Genomic DNA, 20,511 nt, shown 5'->3' on the forward strand with positions numbered 1-20,511 from the left:
CTCAAATGACTTGTTCTTGGCTAGTTCTCAAAGGGAGAACCGATGCCCGCACCGAAGGAAATGGATGTCGTCCTCGAAAAGCTGCCTTTGAGGATCGGCGCCTACGTGCCCGACGACTTGCTGGAGGACTGGTTCGCGCCGGGAACGGGCATGAACCCGGTCAGCCCGGCAGCGCTGGCGGCCGCCAAGGCTTACGGATGGCGCTTCGAATGCGAGTTCAAGCACTATCCCGAACGGATGGAGGGCGTGTTCTGGAAGTGGGTGCCGGCGATCTGATCCGCGCAATTGCCATCGGCCCCTTGGCGCTTCGGTGATCGAGGTTGCCGCGAGATCGCTTCCTTGACCGCCTCAGCCTATCGGCGTCTTTCCGGTTCCGCCGCATTCGGGGCAGGTGCGGCCGTCGATCACGCCTGTCCCGGCGCAGCGGCGACAGAAATTCTCGCCGGCGCCAGGGATACCTGCCGGGACTTCGTCGGGATTGGCTTGACCAAATTGCTCGGGTTTGCCTTGCAGCTTGCCTCGCAACCGAGCGGCGGTCTCGTCGACTTCAAGCGGCTTGGCGCCCGGCAGGCCTTCGCCGGCTTGGCCGATGGTTTCATTGCGCCGCCGGTCGTTTGTGCCTGTCGTTATCTTTGGTTTCTGAGCCATTGCAGTACTCTTTTGCGGTGGCGCAGCTCTCAGTTCCTGCGGTTCGAACGCCTCAGCGCCGCAGAGGTTCCGGTTGGCAATCGTCGCCGGCGGGCCAGGACGGAAGTGGCAACAGCCAAGCGCATCCAGGCCGAAACGGCACGAGGCCGGGGAGGCGCTCAAGCAGGATTCCCATCAATGGAGCGGCGCCGCTTTTGCGCCAGCGCTACGACAGCTGCTCCGACCGCACTTTCACATCGTCGCTCAGCTGCCGCACGACCTCGGTGGTCTTGCGGATGTCGGCTTCGTTGAGAGCGACGTCCATGGTCGAGGCGATCGCCATCAGCTGAGCGTTCAGCTCGCCGTAGCGCGCAGCACCCTTGCGCGTCAGCTGCACAAGCTTCGAGCGCCGGTGTTTTGGATTGTCGATGAATTCGACCAGCCCCTCGGCCGCAAGCTCATCCGCCAGCCGCTGCATGCGCTGACGGCTGGTGGGTCGCATCTGGGCGATCTGCGGCACGGTGAGCGGGCCAAGCAGCGCCAGGCTTCGTATGAAGCCGAACGCACCGCCGCCCCAACTGGTAATGAGCCCTGTCTTCTGGCCGAGAGCGCGTATCCTGAAGAAGCACTGGGCGACTTCGAGCATCAGCTCGGTGATCGCCTCGGCCTTGCCGTTAACATTGGGGTCCGCCCTTGGGCCCGCCCCGATCCCGTGTCGTGCCGTCGCCATCTTTCTTGTTTCCCTTTTTCCGTGGCAACTTCTGCGATTGACACCACGGTTGTCAACTTCTAGAATGACACCTTGGTTGTCATCTTTAGGCGGCATGGGGCTTCGGGCCTCTAGGCATCTGCGGGAGCAGACATGGCAATGGACCCGGCTGGACAAACCGACACCGCAGGCGTCATCGCGAGACCGCCGCTGCTCTTTCTCGCCGCTCTGCTGATTGGCTTCGTGCTGGATCGCCTGCTGCGTTTGCCGTTCCCCAGGTATGACCAGGTCACCTGGATCACCGGCGGCTCGCTGATCGTGATCGGTTTTGCGCTTTTCGCCGCGGGCATTCGCAACTTCATGCGCGCGGAGACGCCGGTGCCGACGAATGAGCCGACGCGCGTGCTGGTGACGACCGGCATCCACGGATGGACGCGCAATCCGATCTACCTCGGCATGTTCCTCATCTATGGCGGCATCGGCGTCGCCGCGCAGAATATCTGGATCCTTGTCCTCACGCTGCCGCTTGCGATCCTGATCCGCTACGGCGTCGTCGCCCGCGAGGAGGCCTACCTCGAACGGCGTTTCGGCGATGCGTATCGCGACTACAGGCAACGCGTGAGGCGCTGGCTCTGAGCGCCGCAAAAATGCCGATCGCGGCGTCAGGAAACAGCAACGAGATGACCGTTACCAACATCCCTAAGGGCCAGTTTCGGCGGGTCCTCGCCGATTTTTCGAGTCGGGCTCGGGATCTCCTGGTCGAGACGCGCGAAACGCGGCCGGCGCCTTGCCGGATCGGGCACCGGCACGGCCTCGATCAAGCGCTTCGTGTAGGGGTGGCGCGGGTTCGAAAAGACCTGATAGCGGGTGCCCATTTCGACGATCTGGCCGAGATACATGACGGCGACACGATCGGAAATGTTCTCGACCACCGCCATGTCGTGCGAGATGAACAGATAGGCGATGGCGAATTCGCGCTGCAGTTCCTTCAGCAAGTCGAGCACGCGGGCCTGCACCGACACGTCGAGCGCCGAAACGCTTTCGTCGGCGATGATGAGCTTGGGCCTGAGCGCCAGAGCGCGCGCGATGCAGATGCGCTGGCGCTGGCCGCCCGAGAATTCGTGCGGATAAAGCTCCATCTGGTCGGCCGACAGGCCGACGCGTTCGAACAGCGCCGCCACAAGCTGGCTGCGCTCTTCCTTCGAGGCGATGCCATGGATCAACAGCGGCTCGGCAACGAGGTCGCCGACGCGCATGCGCGGGTCGAGCGAGGCATAGGGATCCTGGAAAATCATCTGCACGTCGCGGCGGACCGCCTTGCGCTGGTCACGGCCAAGGCCCGCCAGATTGCGCCCGCCGATGACGATATCGCCGTGGTAGGGCACAAGCCCGGCCAGCGCCTTGGCGGTGGTGGACTTGCCGCAGCCGGATTCGCCGACCAGCGCCAACGTCTCGTGCGGCGCGATCGAAAAGCTGACGCCTTCGACGGCGTGGACACGGCGGTTGACTTGGCCGAAGAAGCCACCGCGCAGGTCGAAGCGGACATGCAGATCGTTGACCACCGCCACGCTTCCGGGCATTTCCGCTTCGACGGATTTTTGTTCGGCGGATTTTTGGCGGCCGACGCCAGTACCAATGCGCGGCACGGCGGCGAGCAGCTCGCGCGTGTAGTCGGCTTGCGGGCGGGAAAAGATTTCGGCGGCTGTTCCCTGCTCGACCATGCGGCCGTGCCGCATGATGACGACGCGATCGGCCATTTCGGCCACCACGCCCATGTCGTGAGTGATGAGGATGATGCTGGTGCCGTGTTCTCGCTGCAGATCGCGCAACAGTTCCAGCACCTCGCCCTGCACGGTGACGTCGAGCGCCGTCGTCGGCTCGTCGGCGATCAGCACATCCGGTTTCAGCGCCAGCGCCATCGCGATCATCACGCGCTGGCGCATGCCGCCGGACAGTTCGTGCGGAAACTGTTTTAGCCGGCTTTCGGCTTCCGAGATGCGGACGGCCTTCAGCGCCTCGACGGCGCGTCGGCGCGCCTCGGCGCGGGCCAGGTCGGTATGGGCCTCGATGGACTCGACCAGCTGCCGGCCGATCGACAGCACCGGATTGAGCGATGTCATCGGCTCCTGGAAGATCATCGCGATGCGGTCGCCGCGAATGCGGCGCATCCGGCGCTCATCGAGCACCGCCAGATCGATGTAGCGCCGGTCCATATCGCCCCGACCTCTGTCATGAAGGCGGATCGTGCCGGATTCTATCCGGGCGGCGGGCTGCGGAAGCAACTGCATGATCGCCAGCGCGGTCATCGATTTGCCGGAACCGGATTCACCGGCAATGCAAAGCGTCTCGCCGCGCGCAAGCGAGAACGACAGGTCTGATACCACCGGCCGCTCGCCGTCTTCGCCGCGCACGCTGACGGTCAGGCCGGAGATGTCCAGCACCGGTCCGGCCGTGACCGAAACGGCCGGGGCAAAAGCCCCGGTCCGCTTGCTGCCTGCGCCTTTGCTCATTCGAAGACGCAGCGCGGGAAGTAGAACGACACCACCCAGTTCGGCATGTCGACGATCTCGCTGATCCGGAGATCACCGCAGACCGAAACCAGCATGTAGGCCTCGACCGGGTCCATTGCGTAGCGGCCGGCAAGCAGATCGATCATCTGCGAGACCGCTTCCCTGGCGCCCGTCATCAGGTCCGGTCCGATGCCGGTCGTCACCTCATAGCCCTTGGCGTCGAGATGGCGCGTCACCGGGCCGGGCGTGGTGAAGCGCGGTGTCTTCAATCGCGCATCTTTGACCAAGTCCAGCGTCAGCACGACATCCATCGGGCTTTCGATCGCCGTGCCGCACACTTCGCCGTCGCCCTGCGCGGCATGCGTGTCGCCGACCGAAAACAGCGCACCCGTCACCTCCACCGGCAGATAGAGCGTGGTGCCGGCCGCGAGATCGCGGATGTCGAGATTGCCACCGACGCGCCTTGGCGGCACCACCGAGTGGAGGCCCATTTCAGCCGGCGCGTTGCCGATGGTGCCGGCAAAGGGTTTCAGCGGCACGCGGGCTTGTCTGCCGAACAGCGCCGGCTCGAGCGAGGCGGCGTCGTATGTCCAGATGTTGAGCGCCGGTTTCGGGAAGTCGTCAGCGAGCAGGCCGAACCCCGGAATGTTCGCCGTCCAACCGAAGCCCGACGGCTTGAACGCCTCAACTGTGATCTTCAGGGCGTCGCCCGGCTCAGCCCCGTCGACATAGATGGGCCCGGTGACGGGGTTCACCTTAGCGAAGTCGAGCAAAGCGACGTCGGCAACGGTGCTGTCGGCCTGAAGCTGGCCACCCGACGAATCGAGGCACTGGAACTCGATCGTCGAACCGGGCGCCACCCGCTCAGTCGGGACAAAGGAATTGTCCCAGCCGAAATGGTGATGGCGCCCGTGGATGGTGTAGTCGCAGTTATTGCACATCGGTCACGTACACATAGTCGTAGTTGATCGGGATGTGGACGGGGTCGACATAGAGATTGTCGGCGCCGCCCATCCGGGGCGATTTCATGGTGAAGCGCTGCTCGTTGAAGACCGGCACCCAGGGCGCGTCTTCCATGATCTTGCGGTAGATTTCGCTCCACATCTTGGCGCGTTCGCCTGATTTGGCCGGATCGACGATCGAGTCGGCTTCCGCCGCCTTGGCGTCGAGATCCTTGTTGCAGTACCACGACCAGTTCCAGCCGCCAGGAACCGCGCCGGCGCAGCCGAGGATCGGCCCGTAGAAGTTCGACGGATCTGGGAAATCGGCGATCCAGGCCATGCCGCCGGACCAGATCATCGGCGCGCCGGCCTTGTCGCCGCCGGCGGCGATGACGTTGGCCTGCGCGAGCGACTGGATGCTGGCCTTGATGCCAACCGCCGCCAGGTCCTGCTGGATCGCCTGGGCGATGCGCGGGTTGGGATCGGTGTTCATCGCGAACAGCTGCGTTTCGAAACCATCGGGATGACCGGCCTCGGCAAGCAAAGCCTTGGCCTTGGCCACGTCATAGGGATAGCCCTTGAATTCCTTGTCGTAGCCGGGCATCGACGGCGGCAGCGGCTGGTTGGCCGGCACCGCGCGGTTGTTGATCAGCTGGACGATACGGTCCTTGTTGATCGCCATGTTGACCGCTTGCCGCACCTTCACATTGTCGAAGGGCGCCATGGTGGTGTTCATGGTGATGTAGCCGGTGTGCAACTGGCCGCCCTCGACGACACGGGCCTTCTGCTCGGGATCGGCCATCACCTCCTGGAACTTGGCCGGCGGAATGCCGTCACCGGGAATGTCGATCTCGCCCTTCTGCAGCCGCAGCAGCGCCACGATCGGCTCCTGGCCGATCTCGAAGCTGACCTTGTCGAGATACGGCAGGCCCTTGTGCCAGTAATCCGGGTTGCGCTCGAAGACGACGCGCTGGCCGAGCGTCCATTCGGCGAACTTGAAAGCCCCGGTGCCGACCGGATGCTTGCCGAAGTCCGCGCCGTATTTCTCGACCTCCTCCTTCGGCACGACATGCGAGAAGTTGATGGCCATGACATGCAGGAAGGTGGCATCGGGCCGGGTCAGTTCGAACTTGATCGTGTAGGGGTCGACGACGGTGACGCCCGCCAGGCTTTCCGCCTTGCCGGCAGCGACATCCTCATGGCCCTTGATCGAGCCGAAGAAGCCGGCACCCGGGCTCTGCGTCTTCGGATTGGTGACGCGATCGAGCGAATATTTCACGTCTTCGGCGGTCATCTCGCGGCCATTGTGGAACTTCACCCCCTGGCGCAGCTTGAAGGTGAAGGTCTTGCCGTCGGGCGCAATCTCGTAGCTCTCGCCGAGGTCGGGCCGCAGGTTGGTGGTGCCCGGCTCGTAGTCCATCAGCCCGTCGAACAGGGTCTTGATCATCGACCAGTTCTGCCAGTCGTAGCCGATGGCCGGATCGAGCGTGGCGACGTCGTCCTTGTAGGTGATGGTGATCGCGCCGCCCTGCTTGGCGTTCGGATCGACGACGTGTTCGGCGCGGGCGCTTGCCATGCCGAGCATCAGCGCGAGCGCCGATACCGCAACGGTGGAGGTCAAGAATTTCTTCATCTCATGTTCCCTTTCTCTGGTTGTTACCGGTCTTTTTTTGGCTTCATCTGAGCTTGATGCGCGGATCAATGAAAGGTGCGACGGTGTCGGCCAGGAGATTGCCGAGCACGATGGCGAAGGCCGAAACCAGGGTGACACCCATGATGATCGGAATGTCGACGCGCTGGATGGCCTGCCAGGCAAGCTGGCCGATGCCGGGCCAGCCGAACACGCTTTCGACCACCACGATGCCGCCCATGAAGATGCCGATGTCGATGCCGATCATGGCGATGACCGGCAGGATGGCGTTGGGCAGTGCATGGCGGAAAATGATGGCGCCGCGCGCAAGACCCTTGGCGCGGGCGGTCCGCATATAGTCCTGGCGCAGCACGTCGATCATCGACGAGCGCATCATTCGGGCGTACCAGCCGGCGCCGAGGATCCCCATGGTCAGCGAGGGCAGCACCAAATGGCGCCAGGTGCCGTAACCGCCGATCGGAAACCAGCCGAGCTGCACGGCGAATACATAAAGGAGCAGCAGGCCGACGACGAATTGCGGCGCCGAGACGCCGACAAAGGAAGCGACCATCAGCGTCTGGTCGGTGGCGGTGCCGCGCCTGACGGCGGCAAGCAGGCCCATCGTCAGGCCGATCGCCAGCTCGCAAAGGATGGCGCCGACCATCAGCAGCAGGCTTGCCGGCAGCCGCGAGACGATGAGCTCCGTGACCTCTGAACGCTGGATGTAGGAGCGTCCGAGATCGCCGCTGAGCAGGCTGGTCAGATAGTGCCAGTACTGGATGAAGAAGGGCTGATCGAGGCCGAGCTGCCGGCGGATGTTCTCGACCGTTTCGGGCGTGGCACTGCGGCCGGCGATCTGGCGGACGGGGTCGGCGGGCAGCAGGTAGAGCAGTGCAAAGGTGATCAATGAGACGCCGAGCAGGATGAGCACGGACTGGATAACGCGGCGGCCGAGATAGGCGATCATGCCCGGCCCCTTTGCGTCGGATCGAGGATGTCGCGCAGCGCATCGCCGATGAGGTTGAAGGCCAGCGCCAGCGCCAGGATCGCCGCACCCGGAAAGAAGACCAGCCAGGGCGCTGCCTGAAAATATGTCTGGTTCTCGAAAATGATGTTGCCCCAGGATGCGGTCGGCGGCTGCACGCCGATGCCGAGATAGCTGAGCGTTGCTTCGAGCAGCACCGTGGTCGAGATGCCGAGCGTGCCCCAGACGATGATCGTCGGCAGCAGATGCGGCAGGATATGGCGAAACAGGATGCGTGGCGCGCTCGCCCCGATGGTGCGCTCGGCGTCGATGAACTCGCGCTCGGCGAGCGAGCTGGTCTCGGTGTAGATAACCCGCGCGGTCTGCACCCAGTTCACCAGTGCGATCACCATGGCGACGATCCAAAGGCTCGGCTGGAGCACCGCCGCCAGGCAGATGGCGAGCAGCAGCGCCGGAAAGGCCATCATCAGGTCGGTGAAGCGCATCAGCGCGCCGCCGATCCAGCCGCGGAAATAACCCGCGGTGACGCCAACCAGCGTACCGATCAAAAGCGCCACGCCGTTGGCGACGATGCCGATGATCAGCGAAGTGCGCGCGCCGAAAAGGATGCGGGTCAGCAGATCGCGACCGAGCAGATCCGTGCCCAGCCAGAAGCTGGCATTCGGCGGCAAGGGCGCGCCTTCAAGCGTCAGCCCGTCGAACATCTGCTCGTTCGGATCGTAGCCGGTCAGCCACGGCGCCAGGATGGCGCCGGCCACGACGACGGCAACGATCACCAGGCCGATCAACGCCAGGGGACGCTTGACCAAGCGCCGCCAGACGCCGGCGCGTGGCTTGACCGGCATGCGCCCGGTTGCCGGAAGATCAGGCGCGATGGGATTGGTCATCGCCGCCTTCTTCCGTCATCGCCACGATCCTGCGCGCGGCCTCTTCGACACTGATCTGCCAGCTCATCGCCAGCGACCGGAGCTGCGCATAGGCGCGGCCGTCCTCGGCGCCTTTCGACAAGGCCTCCACCGCGCGCACGATGGTCTGGCGCTCCGCGACGCGCAGGCGAAGCGACGATATCTCGTTTGCCAAAAGCTTGCGCGCCTCGAAACTCTGCCGCGCGATCAACAGGGCGCTGTAGACGCCGGCATTGCCGACCGACTTCAGCAACTGGGCGTCGGCCTTGTGCGACAGCGCCCACTCGATGCGGCCCGGCGCTTCGGAGCCGATCAGCGCCACCAGCGGCATTGGCGCCTCACCCGGCGCCCATGGGAATTGTTCGTCGAAGCCGAGGTCGGCATCGAAGAAGACGAAATCCGCCGCCAGCGCCTCGGCCGGCAGTTCCGGCCAGCAGCCGACCGTCTCGAGGCCGATGGCCGACAATTGCCGCGTGATCGCCTGCACCGTCGGATGCGGACGATGCAGGACAAAGGCCCTGGCGCCGCCGAGATTCGGGATGCGCGGGACCTTGCTCACGACACCACCCTCAGGCGTGGGCGGCCGAACGTCTCGGTCCGGTCATAGCGGGACAGATAGGGATCGGGCGCCACTCCCTTGGCCAGCGTGACGGTCTTGAATGCGGTCCCCTCGATGCGCCCGATCTGCACCGGCAAGGTGGCGTGCTGGGTTTGCGGATCGATGGAGATGTCGCCGAGCGGGGTTCGAAACGAGGTTCCGGCAAAGGCCTGGGGAAGGTCCGGCCATTGTGCGCCGGGATTGCGGGCGAGGATCTCGGCAAGCGTCCGCACCGAGGCGTAGGCCGCCGCCTCGAAGGACGAGGCAGGCATGATGGAGGGCGCCGAATCGCCCTGGCGATCCGCTGCCGAGATATCGTGAAAGTACGGCCCGACGGAAAGGTGGCCATTGCCCGCCTCGTTGAGCGCCGGCAACTCGCATTCGGTCAGATTGCAGGACAGGATCGGGCAGCGCTCCGGCCTGAAATGCGGGTCGCGTTCGGCAAGTTCGGCATAGGCCGCGATGAAGGCATAGGACGAGGAGCCGATCAGATTGTTCAGGATGAAATCCGGCCGGGTCGCATGGATCTCGGCGATCAGCCTGGAGACATCGACCTCGCCGAGCGGCAGATAGCGTTCGCCCAAAACCTTGCCGCCGGCGTCGGCGATCAGGTCGCGGGCGACACGGTTGGTCTCCCAGCCCCAGATATAATTCGACCCGAGCAGAAAGCCGTTGGCGCCGAAGCGCGGCACGACATGGGCCAGCAGCGGGACGAGATGCTGGTTCGGGCAAGCGTGCATGTAGACGACATGCTCGTTCGCTTCGAAGCCCTCATAGGGGCAGGCGTACCAGAGCGTGCCGCCGGCGCGCTCGAGGATCGGGATGACCTCCTTGCGGCTCCATGACGTGATGCAGCCAATGATGTGGCGCGCACCGCTGTTGGCGAGAATGTCGGCGCAGCCCGTCGCGTAGCCATCGATGTTACCCTGCGGGTCGCGCTCCACAGGAACGAATTCGATCGGGATGGCGGGATCGGCATTGATGTCGGCGATGGCCGTCATCGCACCCGAACGGCAGGATTCGGACAGCAGGCGGTAGTTGCCCGACCGCGAGTAAAGGATGCCGATCTCGATACGCCGTCCCAAGCAAATCCCCCAGAAATAACAATGCCCCGCAGCCGCCGCCGCGGAAGGCGAGGCATACGAGGCATTTTTGCCGCCCGGCGGTCGGAGCCGGTATTTTCCCCATTAGCGTATTCGGTACGGCGGGTCAGTCAAGCGGGAAAAGCGAGGGCCGGCCCGACGATGCTGCTGTAGAAGGGGGAGCGCCGTTCGGGCATTCACCAATTGTCGATGTTGGCGCTGCCCCTCATCGCCCTGCCGGGCACTTCTCCCCGTATAGTGACGGGGAGAAGGACGCCGTCACCGAGGATTTCGCCAATCGGCAGCGGTGCAGGAAATCCCCTTCTCCCCGTCACTATACGGGGAGAAGGTGCCGGCAGGCGGATGAGGGGCAGCGCAAACCTCAAGCGATTGCCCTGGCGTTTGAACAAGCACTCCGCTCGGAGCGCCCCGCCTACTCGCCGTAGACGTCGAAGGCAAAATACTTGTCGTTGATTTCCTTGTATTTGCCGTTGGCGCGCAGCGCGTCGATCGCCGCATCGAGCTTTGCGGCCAGCTCCTTGTTGCCTTTCTGCAGCGCGATGCCGACGCCAGGGCCATGGATGGCCGGGTCGGGAGCCAGGGTGCCGAGCAGCTTGCAGCAGGCGCCCTCGGGCTTCTCAAGCCATTCGGTCAGCAGGATGGAGCCGTCCATCACCGCGTCGAGGCGGCCATTGACCATGTCGGTGCGGGCGTCGTCGCCGGTCGGATACGGTTTTATGGTCGAGCCTGCGTATTTCTGCTCGGCGAAATTCTGGTGGATCGTGGCGCTCTGCACGCCGAGCGCCTTGCCTTTCAAATCCTCGGGCGAGGTGCCTGATACGGTCGAGTCCTTCGGCACCGCGATGGCCGGCGGCGTCTGGTAGTATTTGTGGGTGAAGTCGACCTTCTCGGCCCGCTCCGGCGTGATGGTGATGTTGATGATGGCGTCGAACTTGCCGGCCTGCAGCGCCGGGATCGAGCCGTCGAAATCCTGCACGACGAACTCGCATTCGGTCTTCATTTCGGCACAAAGCGCCTTGCCGAGATCGATGTCGAAACCGCCCAGCGTGCCGTCGGCATTGGCATAGTTGAAGGGCGGATAGGCGCCCTCGGTGCCGAGCTTGAGCTTCTTGTCCTGGGCGGAGGCGGCCCCGGTGGCGAGCGCCAGGGCGACGGACGCGGCAGCCAAGAAACGAGCGAAAAGGCGCATGATCCAGATCTCCGTTGATAGGGGCAAGTCTACGGGGTTTTGTGTGCGCGGCGGAGACGGAAACGACATGCCCTGCGGCGATCACGGCGCGGCCTGGCCGATTGGAAGCTCCGTCGGTCAGCCGGCTGCTCGTGCCCGCTCGGTGGCGGCGTGGTCGATTGCCGACCCGTCCGCGGAAAAAGCGACGCCAAATTTCTCGCTGGCCTGTTCGGGCGTGTAGTAGCCCAACCTGACATCCCGCAGCACCAGTTCCGGGTCGCGCTGCAGGGGATCACCATAGCCGCCGCCGCCCGGCGTGCCGACACGTACACGATCGCCGGCCTGCAGCGCGATGTCCTGCTCCTTGGAGAGGTGCGGCGGCACATGTTCCTTGCCGTCGCGGAACACGGTCACCGTGTTGACCGCGCCGTCCTTGCCGCCGAGCGCGCCTTGTGGGCCGAACCGGCCGTGGTCCATGACGAAGGAGGCGCGGGCGTCGCCGCGCAGGATCTCGACCTCATAGGCGAGGCCGAAACCGCCGCGATGCCTGCCGGCGCCGCCCGAGCCTTCGCGCAGGGCATAATGGCGGTAGAGCACCGGAAACGCCTGCTCCATGATCTCGACCGGCGGCGATTTGGAAATGCCGATGGTCGAGCAGCCATTGGTGAGGCCGTCATGACCGGCATTGCCGCCATAGCCGCCGCCGGAGATCTGGTACATGACATAGTCGCGGCCGCGCGCCGGGTCGTTGCCGCCGAGCGCGAAATTGCCGCTGGACCCGGCCGGAGCCGCCGTCACCTTGTCCGGCAGCGCCTGCACCATCGCCGCGAACACCGCCTCGGCGATGCGCTGCGAAACCTCTGCGGCGCAGCCCGAGACCGGGCGCGGATATTTGGCGTCGAGGAAAGTGCCTTCCGGCCGCTTGACGATCAGCGGCTCGAAGGCGCCGGCGCTGATCGGCACATCGGGGAAAATATGGCGCATGGCGAGATAGACCGAGGACAAGGTCGTCGCCAGCACGCTGTTCATCGGCCCGGCGCAAGGTTTTGACGAGCCGGAAAAATCGAAGCTGAGCGTTTCGCCGTGTTTCTCCACCGCCAGCGCAATGGTCAGCGGCTCGTTCACCACCCCGTCGGAATCGACGAATGCCTTCGAGCGATAGATGCCGTCGGGAATGGCCGATATGTTGGCGCGCATCTGTTCGGCGGCGCGGCGGCGCAGTTCGGCGATCGCCTCGACGACCGTTTCGTCACCGTAACGATCCAGGATTCCATTGAGCCTATCCTGGCCAATCAGCAGTGCCGCCGCTTGCGCGCGGATATCGCCGATGCGCTGGTCGGCAACCCGGATGTTGGAGCAGATGATGGCGTAGATTTCGCGGTCGAGCACGCCCTGCTTGAACAGTTTTACCGGCGGCAGCCGCAGGCCTTCCTGCTCGACCGCCGTGGCCGAGGCAGAAAAGCCACCCGGTACCGAGCCGCCGATGTCGGGCCAGTGGCCGGTGTTCGACAGCCAGCAGAAGATTTTGCCATCGCGGTAGACCGGCATGGCGAAGCGCACATCCATCAGATGGGTGCCGCCGAGATAGGGGTCGTTGACGATGTAGATATCGCCTGGCTCGGGCGGCGGGCAGCGTCCATCAGCGATCATTTCGATCACCGTTTTGGTCGAATACTGCATGACGCCGACGAACACCGGTAGGCCTTGGCTGCCCTGCGCAATCAGCGATCCATCGACCGCCGAATAGATGCCGTCGGAGCGGTCGTTGGCCTCGGCAATGACCGGCGAGAAGGCAGCGCGCGAAAAGGTCAGGTCCATCTCGTCGCAGACCTGCTGCAGCGCCGCCTGGATGACCGAAAGCGTGATGGCGTCGAGCTTTTGCATCTCAGGCCTCAATGCCGATGTCGATGATGATGTTGCCATCGGCGTCCGAGCGCGCCCGGTCGCCGGGCTCGAGCACGGTGGTGGCGTCCATCTGCTCGAGGATCGCCGGCCCTGCGATGACGGCATCGAGCGGCAGCTTTTCCCTGCTATAGACCGGCGTGTCGTGCCAGCGCCCGCCATACCAGACCGGCCGGATTTCGCGGCGGGCGTCATCGAGCGTTCTGGCGCGGCCGGCCGGGTCGATCAGCCGCGACAGATCGATCGCCGGCCGCACGCCGGTCACCGAGGTGTTGAGGTTGACCAGATTGGCGCGGATCTCCGGCAGCTCGACCTTGAAGCGGGCGAAATAGGCCTTTTCGAACAGTTGCTGTAGCACCTCCCGCGTCACCGCGGACGACGGCAGCGGCACGTTGATGATGTGGGTCTGGCCGACGAACTGCATGTCGGCGGAATGGCTGACGCGGATCGTCTCCGGCTTTACCGCTTCCTTGCCGATCAGCTCTTGACCTTCGTTTCGGTGCCGTTCCAATATCGCGTGAAGCTGGGTTTCATCGAGACTGGCCACCGGCTGGTTGACGGTGTTGACGAAATCGTGCCTGAGATCGGCGACGACGCAACCGAGCGCATTGGTGATGCCCGGACGCGCCGGCACCAGCACTTTGGGCAGGCCGAGCTCGCGCGCCAGCGCTGTCGCATGCAGCGGCCCGGCGCCGCCGAAGGCGAACAGCGCGAAATCGCGCGGGTCGTGGCCGCGCGACACCGAGACCATGCGGATGGCGCCGGCCATCTTGATGTTTCCGAGCCGCAGCACCGCGCCCGCCGCCTCGGCGCCGGACAGGCCGGTGTGGCGGCCGATCCTGTCCTCGAAGATGCCGGTGACGTGCTCTGATGTGACCGGGTTTTCGACGGCGAGCAGTTTTTTCGGCGCCAGCCGGCCGAGCACCAGATTGGCGTCGGTGATGGTCGGTTCAACGCCGCCGCGCCCGTAGCAGATCGGGCCGGGATTGGCGCCGGCGCTTTCCGGGCCGATCTGGATCAGGCCGGCCGCGTCGACGCGGGCGATCGAGCCGCCGCCGGCACCGACCGTGTGCACCGCCACCATCGGCACGTGGATCGGCATCGCATATTCGATCTCGATCTCGTTCGACACCGCCGGTTCGGCATTGCGGATCAGCGCGACGTCGGTCGAGGTGCCGCCCATGTCGTAGGTGACCAGGTTTTCGAAGCCGGCGCGTTTTCCGGTATAGGCGGCGGCGATGACGCCGGAGGCCGGGCCCGACATCACGGTCTTGGCCGATTCACGGGTGACAAAGCGGGCCGAGATCATGCCGCCATTGCCGTTCATGATCAGGAAGTCGCGGGCGTAGCCTTTTGACCCCAATTCCTTGCGCAGCCGCTCGACATAGCGCTCGAGGATCGGCTGCACCGAGGCGTTGACCGAAGCGGTGACGCCGCGCTCGAATTCGCGCGCCTCCGACAGCAGCGCATGGCCTGACGTGATGTAGCTGTTCGGCCAAAGCTCGACGGCGATCGCGGCGGCGCGCCGCTCATGCGCCGGATTGGCGTAGGAATGCAGGAAATGGATGACGAGGGATTCGCAGCCGGCCTCGATCAATTGTGAAACCGCCGCGCGCATCTCGGCCTCGTCGAGCGGAATGCGCACCGCGCCCGAGGCTTCGACGCGCTCCGACACTTCGAGCCGCAGGTTGCGCGGAATGATCGGGACGAAGCTGCCGGTCATGCCATAGGCCTGCGGCCGTGTCCGCCGGCCAAGCTCGATGACGTCGCGAAAGCCGCGCGTGGTGATCATCCCGGTCCTGGCCAGCCGGCGCTCCAGCACTGCGTTGGTGGTGGTCGTCGTGCCGTGCACGATGAGGTCGATGCCGCGGATGGGAAAACCGGTGGTCTCAAGCGCCGAAACGACGCCGAAAGCCTGGTTGTCGATGGTGGTCGGGGTCTTGGCGATATGCACCCGGCCAGCGTGGCGGCCGTCGATCAGAAGCAGGTCGGTAAAGGTTCCGCCGACATCGATGCCGGCGACGACGCTGCCCGAGGAATCCAGCGTCTGCGCCGAAAAATTCTCTTCCATTGTCGAAACCCGAAATGTCAGGACTACAGATATGTCTCAGTTTGGAAAGGTGTTTCCCGCTGGCGTCTTGACGCAAATATCATTTGTATACTAATAAATTCCGGACACAAGAGCTTACCGCTTCGTCGTGTGCAAACGGCACGCCGGAACCTGATCGGTTCGGGCGAGCAGCAGAACGTTTGGCGTCAGCGCCCTCGGGTTGGCCAGAAGGTTAGGTTTGATGAACACCATATCAGCGCTCAACACCGCCGGCGCCCGGCCTCTGCAGTTTCCGATACCGGCCAATGTCTATGCCGAGACCGTCGTCTCGGTGAAGCACTATACCGACCGGCTGTTCTCGTTCCGCATCACCCGGCCGCAGTCGCTGCGCTTCCGCTCCGGCGAGTTCGTCATGATCGGCCTGCCCAATGCCGAAAAGCCGGTGTTCCGCGCCTATTCGATCGCCAGCCCCGCCTGGGACGACGAGCTGGAATTTTTTTCGATCAAGGTGCCGGACGGCCCGCTGACCTCGCAGCTGCAAAAAATCGAGATCGGCGACACCGTCATCATGCGGCAAAAATCGACCGGCACGCTGGTGGTCGACGCGCTGACCCCGGCCAAGCGCCTGTTCATGATCTCGACCGGCACCGGCATCGCGCCCTTCGCCAGCCTGCTGCGCGACCCCGATACCTACGAAAAATTCGAGCAGGTCGTCCTGACCCACACCTGCCGCGACAATGCCGAACTCACCTACGGCCAGGAGCTGGTCGCCGAGCTGGAGAACGACCCGCTGATCGGCGAGCTGACCGGCGGCCGCGTCACCCTCTACAATTCGACGACGCGCGAAAGCTCCGAGCGCATGGGCCGCATCACCGCGCTGATCGGCTCGGGAAAATTCTATGCCGATCTCGGCATCGACAAGCTCGACCCCGAGACCGACCGCATCATGATCTGCGGCTCGATGCATATGCTGAGGGATGTCAAGGAACTGGCCGAAAGCCTCGGCTTCGAGGAAGGCTCGCTGCATCATCCGGCAAGCTTCGTCGTCGAGCGCGCTTTCGTCGGGTAGAGCCTCGACACACTTCGGTCGAGCGCCACGACGGTGCTGAACCTTTGACGCCGGAGCGAGGCGCCCCCCTCTGTCCTGCCGGACATCTCCCCCACTTGGGGGGAGATCGGCTGTCACCACCGCTTTCGCCAATTGTCTAAGTTGCAGGATTGAGCGGAGCGGCCAAGCTGCCGATCTCCCCCCTTGTGGGGGAGATGTCCGGCAGGACAGAGGGGGGCGCCAAGGATCGCTACAGATCAGCATTTATCCTGAGCCGTTGCATTCTTCGGCTTCGGTAACGGCATGGATCCTAGGGTCTGCGCCGCGTCGCTTCGCTCCTTGCTTCGCCCTAGGATGACGAAGGCGCGGGGGCTTACGGCTAATCGCAAATGTTGCAGGCCTTTTTGATGCCCCGGGGGCGCGACGGATCACTAGTGTTTTCATTCCACGCCGCCGCGCTCTTCGGCTGATGTCACAGCAGGCTTTTTTCAACTATGACCGCCTGAAGGACTCGTGAAGCGCTGCTTCACGGGCTATCTTCGGCATAAGTCGCTGAACAAAGGGGCAGGAGATGAGCAGCACAATCCGCGAAGCCGATCTTGGTGCCGACAGGTTGGGCCCTTCGAGGATCACGCCGCTGCCGGCGCGTAGCGCCGCCAACGCGCCGACGCCGCAAGCGCACGGCATTGCCCGCAATCCCGGCATGAAGCTCGATCTCGGCTTCATGGAATCGATGCGCAGCGTCAACCGCTCGGCGCTGGAACGGCGTGTCGCCAGCCTGACCAAGCGGCGCTCGATCAAGGCCGACAACCAGGCCGCCTGGCTGCTGCGCGCCGTCGCCTGCATGGACCTGACGACGCTGAACTCGAACGACACCGACGAGCGCGTGCGCCGGCTCTGCGCCAAGGCGGTCAATCCGTTCCGCCGCGACATCGTCGAAGGCCTCGGCATTACTGGCGAAAAGATCCGCCCGGCGGCGGTCTGCGTCTATCATCCCTTCGTCGCCACTGCCGTCGATGCGCTGCGCGGCAGCGGCATCCATGTCGCCGCCGTATCCACTGCGTTCCCGCACGGCCTCACGCCACTTTCGACGCGTCTGCAGGAGATCGAAGCCTCGGTGAGCGACGGCGCCGACGAGATCGACGTCGTCATTCCGCGGGGCCTAGTTTTTGGGGCGAAATGGCAGCAGCTCTATAACGAGATCGTTGCGATGCGCGCCGCCTGCGGCGAGGCGCATCTCAAGGTCATCCTCGGCACCGGCGACCTCGCCACGCTGCGCAACGTCATGCTGGCCTCGATGGTGGCGATGATGGCGGGCGCCGATTTCATAAAAACCTCGACCGGCAAGGAAAGCGTCAACGCAACGCTGCCGGTCGGCCTCGCCATGGTGCGCGCCATCCGCGCCTATTTCGAGGAGACCGGCTACCTCATCGGCTTCAAGCCGGCCGGCGGCATTTCCACGGCCAAAGCCTCGCTCGACTGGCTGGTGCTGATCAAGGAAGAGCTGGGACGGCGGTGGCTGGAGCCGGACCTGTTCCGCTTCGGCGCGTCGAGCCTTTTGACCGACATCGAGCGCCAGCTCGAACATCATCTGACCGGTCATTACTCGGCCAATCATCGCCACGCGATGGCGTAGGGTCAGCGTTTTGAACGTGGAGTTCCTTCGCGCCCCCCTCTGTCCTGCCGGACATCTCCCCCCACTTGGGGGGAGATCGGCCTTCATCTTTGATTTCGCCAACGGCCAACCTCGAAAAAGGAGGCGCTGTCGGCGAAACAGCCAATCTCCCCCTCGTGGGGGAGATGTCCGGCAGGACAGAGGGGGGCGCCACGGAACGCCCACCAAGACGATTATCGGGAGCGCCCCATGAACATTCTCGAACGCTATCACGCCATGGACTACGGTCCGGCGCCGGAGGCCCGCAACGAGGCCGATGCCTGGCTTGCCGCGCGCGATTTTTCCAAAGCGCTGTTCATCGGCGGTGACTGGAAAGCAGCCGGCGGCGGCAAGACTTTTGATACCAGCGACCCGTCCTCGGGAAAACTGCTGGCCAAAGTCTCGGATGCCGGAGCTGCCGATATCGAGGCGGCGGTTTCGGCCGCGACAAAAGCGTTGCCGAAATGGAGCGCCAGCTCCGGCTACAGCCGAGCCAAAGTGCTCTACGCAATCGGCCGCGCCATGCAGCGCCACCAGCGGCTGTTTGCGGTGCTGGAATCGATCGACAACGGCAAGCCGATCCGCGAAAGCCGCGACATCGACGTGCCGCTGGCCATCCGCCATTTCATCCACCATGCCGGCTGGGCGCAGGCGCTGGACAGGGATTTTCCGGATCAGAAGGGCGTCGGCGTCGTCGGCCAGATCATCCCGTGGAACTTTCCGCTACTGATGCTGGCCTGGAAGATCGCGCCGGCGCTGGCGGCCGGCTGCGCGATCGTGCTCAAGCCGGCCGAGTTCACGCCGCTCACCGCCATCCTGTTCGCCGAGATTTGTGAGCGCGCCGGCGTGCCGAAGGGCGTCGTCAACATCGTCCAGGGCGGGCCGGAGGCAGGCGCGGCAATCGTCAATCATCCCGGCGTCCAGAAGATCGCCTTCACCGGTTCGTCCGAGGTCGGCAAGATCATCCGCAAGGCCACTGCCGGATCAGGGAAAAAAATATCGCTGGAACTTGGCGGCAAGTCGGCTTTCGTCGTGTTCGAGGACGCCGACCTCGACAGCGCCGTCGAGGGACTGGTCGACGGCATCTGGTTCAACCAGGGCCAGGTCTGCTGCGCCGGCTCGCGCCTTTTGGTGCAGGAAGGCGTCGCTGAAGCCTTCATCGCCAAGGTCAAGACGCGGATGAGCCGGCTGCGCGTCGGCAGCCCGCTCGACAAGAACACCGATATCGGCCCGCTGGTCGACTTGACCCAGCTCGATCGCGTCAAGGGGCTGGTCGCCGAAGGCGCCAGGCAGGGCGCCGTCTGCTGGCAGCCGGATGTGGCGCTGCCGTCCTCCGGCTATTACCACCTGCCGACGCTGGCGACAGGCGTTTCGCCGGCTAACATCCTGGCGCAGGAAGAGGTGTTCGGCCCGGTGCTGGCGACCATGACGTTTCGCAACACCGAGGAAGCGGTCGAGCTCGCCAACAACACGCGCTACGGCCTGGCCGCCTCGGTGTGGAGCGAGAACGTCAACCTCGCCCTGCACGTCGCGCCGCAATTGAAGGCCGGCGTCGTCTGGGTCAACGGCACCAACATGTTCGACGCCGCCTGCGGCTTCGGCGGTTATCGCGAGAGCGGTTTTGGCCGCGAAGGCGGGCGCGAGGGCATGTTCGAATATTTCTCGGCGAAACTGCCGCTCGGCCCGATCGTCAAGCCGGCAGCGGCTACGGCGCAGCCCGTCGAACAGGCGGAAGGCGATGCCATCGACCGCACGGCAAAACTGTTCATCGGCGGCAAGCAGGTCAGGCCGGACGGCAATTATTCGCTTGCCGTCCCCACCGCCAAGGGCAAGCTTGCCGGCGAGGTCGGGCTCGGCAGCCGCAAGGATGTCCGTGACGCCGTCGCGGCTGCACGTGCCTGCAAGGCCTGGCCGGAGGCGACAGCCTATAACCGCAGCCAGGTGCTCTACTATCTGGCCGAAAATCTGTCGGGCCGCGCGGGCGAATTTGCTGCCCGCGTGACCGAGCTTACCGGCGCCACCGCCAAGGCGGCGCGCGACGAGGTCGAGCTGTCGATCGAGCGGCTGTTCCTCTATGCCGGCCTGGCCGACAAGTTCGAGGGCCGTGTCCACCAGCCGCCGGCCCGCGCCGTCACCCTGGCGCTGCACGAGCCGGTCGGCGTCGTCGGCATCGTCGCGCCCGACAACGCGCCTCTGCTTGGCCTTATCTCGCTGGTGGCGCCGGCGCTGGCCCTGGGCAACACCGTGGTCGCGGTGCCGTCGGAAAAATATCCGCTACTTGCCACCGATCTCTACCAGGTCATCGAGTATTCCGACGTTCCGGCCGGCGCCATCAACATCGTCACCGGGCGCAGCGCCGAACTCGCCGGCGTGCTGGCCAAGCACGACGATGTCGACGGGCTCTGGCTGTTCGCCGATGCCGAGACCTGCGCCAAGGCCGAAGCCGACTCCGTCGGCAATCTCAAGCGTGTCTGGACCGGCAACGGCCGCAGCCTCGACTGGACGTCGGTCGAGGCCGCCGGCGATGCCTTCCTGCGCCGTGCCGTCGAAGTCAAGAACGTCTGGGTGCCCTACGGCGACTGAGCGTGTGTCGATTGCAACGTCGGCGCCGCCCCTCATTGCCCTGCCGGGCATTTCTCCCCGTATAGTGACGGGGAGAAAGAAGCTGGCCGCAGCCTCGG

Annotated in this window: 17 protein-coding genes; 5 read left to right on the forward strand and 12 right to left on the reverse strand. The window is 64.6% G+C overall.

The features are described 5' to 3' along the window. Positions 1-42: 42 nt before the first annotated feature. A complete protein-coding gene (locus NMG70_RS11870; protein WP_254024691.1) occupies positions 43-276 on the forward strand; it encodes a hypothetical protein in 234 nt (77 codons plus the stop codon). 72 nt (positions 277-348) lie between these two features. Here NMG70_RS11870 and NMG70_RS11875 read toward each other — a convergent pair whose 3' ends face one another. Further along, positions 349-648, reverse strand: coding sequence for a hypothetical protein (locus tag NMG70_RS11875; RefSeq protein ID WP_254024827.1), 300 nt, complete (start codon positions 646-648; stop codon positions 349-351). 205 nt (positions 649-853) lie between these two features. Further along, positions 854-1,357 carry a MarR family winged helix-turn-helix transcriptional regulator gene (locus NMG70_RS11880; RefSeq protein WP_254024692.1) on the reverse strand — a complete coding sequence of 168 codons (504 nt, stop codon included), beginning with the start codon at positions 1,355-1,357 and terminating at the stop codon, positions 854-856. A gap of 132 nt (positions 1,358-1,489) precedes the next feature. Between NMG70_RS11880 and NMG70_RS11885 the strand changes: the two genes are divergently transcribed. Beyond that, the gene (locus NMG70_RS11885) at positions 1,490-1,972 is read left to right on the forward strand and encodes a methyltransferase family protein (RefSeq protein ID WP_254024693.1); all 483 of its coding nucleotides are present in this window, start codon (positions 1,490-1,492) and stop codon (positions 1,970-1,972) included. A gap of 26 nt (positions 1,973-1,998) precedes the next feature. Here NMG70_RS11885 and NMG70_RS11890 read toward each other — a convergent pair whose 3' ends face one another. The 10 genes from NMG70_RS11890 to NMG70_RS11935 all read right to left on the reverse strand — a co-directional run bounded on the left by NMG70_RS11890 (position 1,999) and on the right by NMG70_RS11935 (position 15,149). After that, positions 1,999-3,846 carry an ABC transporter ATP-binding protein gene (locus NMG70_RS11890; RefSeq protein WP_254024694.1) on the reverse strand — a complete coding sequence of 616 codons (1,848 nt, stop codon included), beginning with the start codon at positions 3,844-3,846 and terminating at the stop codon, positions 1,999-2,001. Beyond that, positions 3,843-4,787, reverse strand: coding sequence for an acetamidase/formamidase family protein (locus NMG70_RS11895; protein WP_254024695.1), 945 nt, complete (start codon positions 4,785-4,787; stop codon positions 3,843-3,845). Before NMG70_RS11895 ends, NMG70_RS11890 begins: the two co-directional genes overlap by 4 nt. Then, the gene (locus NMG70_RS11900) at positions 4,777-6,372 is read right to left on the reverse strand and encodes an ABC transporter substrate-binding protein (RefSeq protein WP_254024817.1); all 1,596 of its coding nucleotides are present in this window, start codon (positions 6,370-6,372) and stop codon (positions 4,777-4,779) included. Before NMG70_RS11900 ends, NMG70_RS11895 begins: the two co-directional genes overlap by 11 nt. 91 nt (positions 6,373-6,463) lie before the next feature. Next, on the reverse strand, positions 6,464-7,384 hold the full coding sequence (locus NMG70_RS11905; RefSeq protein ID WP_254024696.1) for an ABC transporter permease: 921 nt from the start codon (positions 7,382-7,384) through the stop codon (positions 6,464-6,466). Next, positions 7,381-8,289 carry an ABC transporter permease gene (locus NMG70_RS11910; protein ID WP_419695393.1) on the reverse strand — a complete coding sequence of 303 codons (909 nt, stop codon included), beginning with the start codon at positions 8,287-8,289 and terminating at the stop codon, positions 7,381-7,383. The genes NMG70_RS11905 and NMG70_RS11910 overlap by 4 nt, the downstream gene beginning before the upstream one ends. After that, entirely contained in the window at positions 8,267-8,866 is a 600-nt protein-coding gene (locus NMG70_RS11915) for an ANTAR domain-containing response regulator (protein WP_254024697.1), read from the reverse strand. The genes NMG70_RS11910 and NMG70_RS11915 overlap by 23 nt, the downstream gene beginning before the upstream one ends. Continuing rightward, complete coding sequence (locus NMG70_RS11920) at positions 8,863-9,990, reverse strand: transporter substrate-binding protein (RefSeq protein WP_254024698.1); 1,128 nt, start codon at positions 9,988-9,990, stop codon at positions 8,863-8,865. Before NMG70_RS11920 ends, NMG70_RS11915 begins: the two co-directional genes overlap by 4 nt. A 430-nt stretch (positions 9,991-10,420) precedes the next feature. Beyond that, positions 10,421-11,197, reverse strand: a complete 777-nt coding sequence (locus tag NMG70_RS11925; protein WP_254024699.1) for an ABC transporter substrate-binding protein — start codon at positions 11,195-11,197, stop codon at positions 10,421-10,423. Between the two features lie 117 nt (positions 11,198-11,314). Continuing rightward, positions 11,315-13,060, reverse strand: coding sequence for a hydantoinase B/oxoprolinase family protein (locus NMG70_RS11930; protein WP_254024700.1), 1,746 nt, complete (start codon positions 13,058-13,060; stop codon positions 11,315-11,317). A 1-nt stretch (position 13,061) separates the two neighbouring features. Then, the gene (locus tag NMG70_RS11935; protein ID WP_254024701.1) at positions 13,062-15,149 is read right to left on the reverse strand and encodes a hydantoinase/oxoprolinase family protein; all 2,088 of its coding nucleotides are present in this window, start codon (positions 15,147-15,149) and stop codon (positions 13,062-13,064) included. A gap of 220 nt (positions 15,150-15,369) precedes the next feature. Here NMG70_RS11935 and NMG70_RS11940 point away from each other — a divergent pair, with 220 nt between their 5' ends. From NMG70_RS11940 to NMG70_RS11950, 3 genes are all read left to right on the forward strand, one after another. Further along, positions 15,370-16,197 carry a ferredoxin--NADP reductase gene (locus NMG70_RS11940; protein WP_254024702.1) on the forward strand — a complete coding sequence of 276 codons (828 nt, stop codon included), beginning with the start codon at positions 15,370-15,372 and terminating at the stop codon, positions 16,195-16,197. Between the two features lie 550 nt (positions 16,198-16,747). Next, complete coding sequence (gene deoC, locus NMG70_RS11945; protein WP_254024703.1) at positions 16,748-17,812, forward strand: deoxyribose-phosphate aldolase; 1,065 nt, start codon at positions 16,748-16,750, stop codon at positions 17,810-17,812. A 228-nt stretch (positions 17,813-18,040) separates the two neighbouring features. Then, positions 18,041-20,413: an aldehyde dehydrogenase family protein gene (locus NMG70_RS11950; protein WP_254024704.1), complete on the forward strand. Its 2,373-nt coding sequence runs from the start codon at positions 18,041-18,043 to the stop codon at positions 20,411-20,413. Positions 20,414-20,511: the final 98 nt, after the last annotated feature.

Source organism: Mesorhizobium ventifaucium, from assembly GCF_935822925.1.
Classification (GTDB): Bacteria; Pseudomonadota; Alphaproteobacteria; order Rhizobiales; family Rhizobiaceae; genus Mesorhizobium; species Mesorhizobium ventifaucium.

Bases quoted from the DNA above. Each gene is read 5' to 3' on its own strand.
- NMG70_RS11950 (WP_254024704.1), top strand. From the start codon at position 18,041: ATGAACATTCTCGAACGCTATCACGCCATGGACTACGGTCCGGCGCCG.
- NMG70_RS11940 (WP_254024702.1), top strand. From the start codon at position 15,370: ATGAACACCATATCAGCGCTCAACACCGCCGGCGCCCGGCCTCTGCAG.
- NMG70_RS11880 (WP_254024692.1), bottom strand. From the start codon at position 1,357: ATGGCGACGGCACGACACGGGATCGGGGCGGGCCCAAGGGCGGACCCC.
- NMG70_RS11900 (WP_254024817.1), bottom strand. From the start codon at position 6,372: ATGCTCGGCATGGCAAGCGCCCGCGCCGAACACGTCGTCGATCCGAAC.
- NMG70_RS11885 (WP_254024693.1), top strand. From the start codon at position 1,490: ATGGCAATGGACCCGGCTGGACAAACCGACACCGCAGGCGTCATCGCG.
- NMG70_RS11875 (WP_254024827.1), bottom strand. From the start codon at position 648: ATGGCTCAGAAACCAAAGATAACGACAGGCACAAACGACCGGCGGCGC.
- NMG70_RS11910 (WP_419695393.1), bottom strand. From the start codon at position 8,289: ATGACCAATCCCATCGCGCCTGATCTTCCGGCAACCGGGCGCATGCCG.
- NMG70_RS11870 (WP_254024691.1), top strand. From the start codon at position 43: ATGCCCGCACCGAAGGAAATGGATGTCGTCCTCGAAAAGCTGCCTTTG.
- NMG70_RS11905 (WP_254024696.1), bottom strand. From the start codon at position 7,384: ATGATCGCCTATCTCGGCCGCCGCGTTATCCAGTCCGTGCTCATCCTG.
- NMG70_RS11895 (WP_254024695.1), bottom strand. From the start codon at position 4,787: ATGTGCAATAACTGCGACTACACCATCCACGGGCGCCATCACCATTTC.
- deoC (WP_254024703.1), top strand. From the start codon at position 16,748: ATGAGCAGCACAATCCGCGAAGCCGATCTTGGTGCCGACAGGTTGGGC.
- NMG70_RS11890 (WP_254024694.1), bottom strand. From the start codon at position 3,846: ATGAGCAAAGGCGCAGGCAGCAAGCGGACCGGGGCTTTTGCCCCGGCC.
- NMG70_RS11930 (WP_254024700.1), bottom strand. From the start codon at position 13,060: ATGCAAAAGCTCGACGCCATCACGCTTTCGGTCATCCAGGCGGCGCTG.
- NMG70_RS11925 (WP_254024699.1), bottom strand. From the start codon at position 11,197: ATGCGCCTTTTCGCTCGTTTCTTGGCTGCCGCGTCCGTCGCCCTGGCG.
- NMG70_RS11935 (WP_254024701.1), bottom strand. From the start codon at position 15,149: ATGGAAGAGAATTTTTCGGCGCAGACGCTGGATTCCTCGGGCAGCGTC.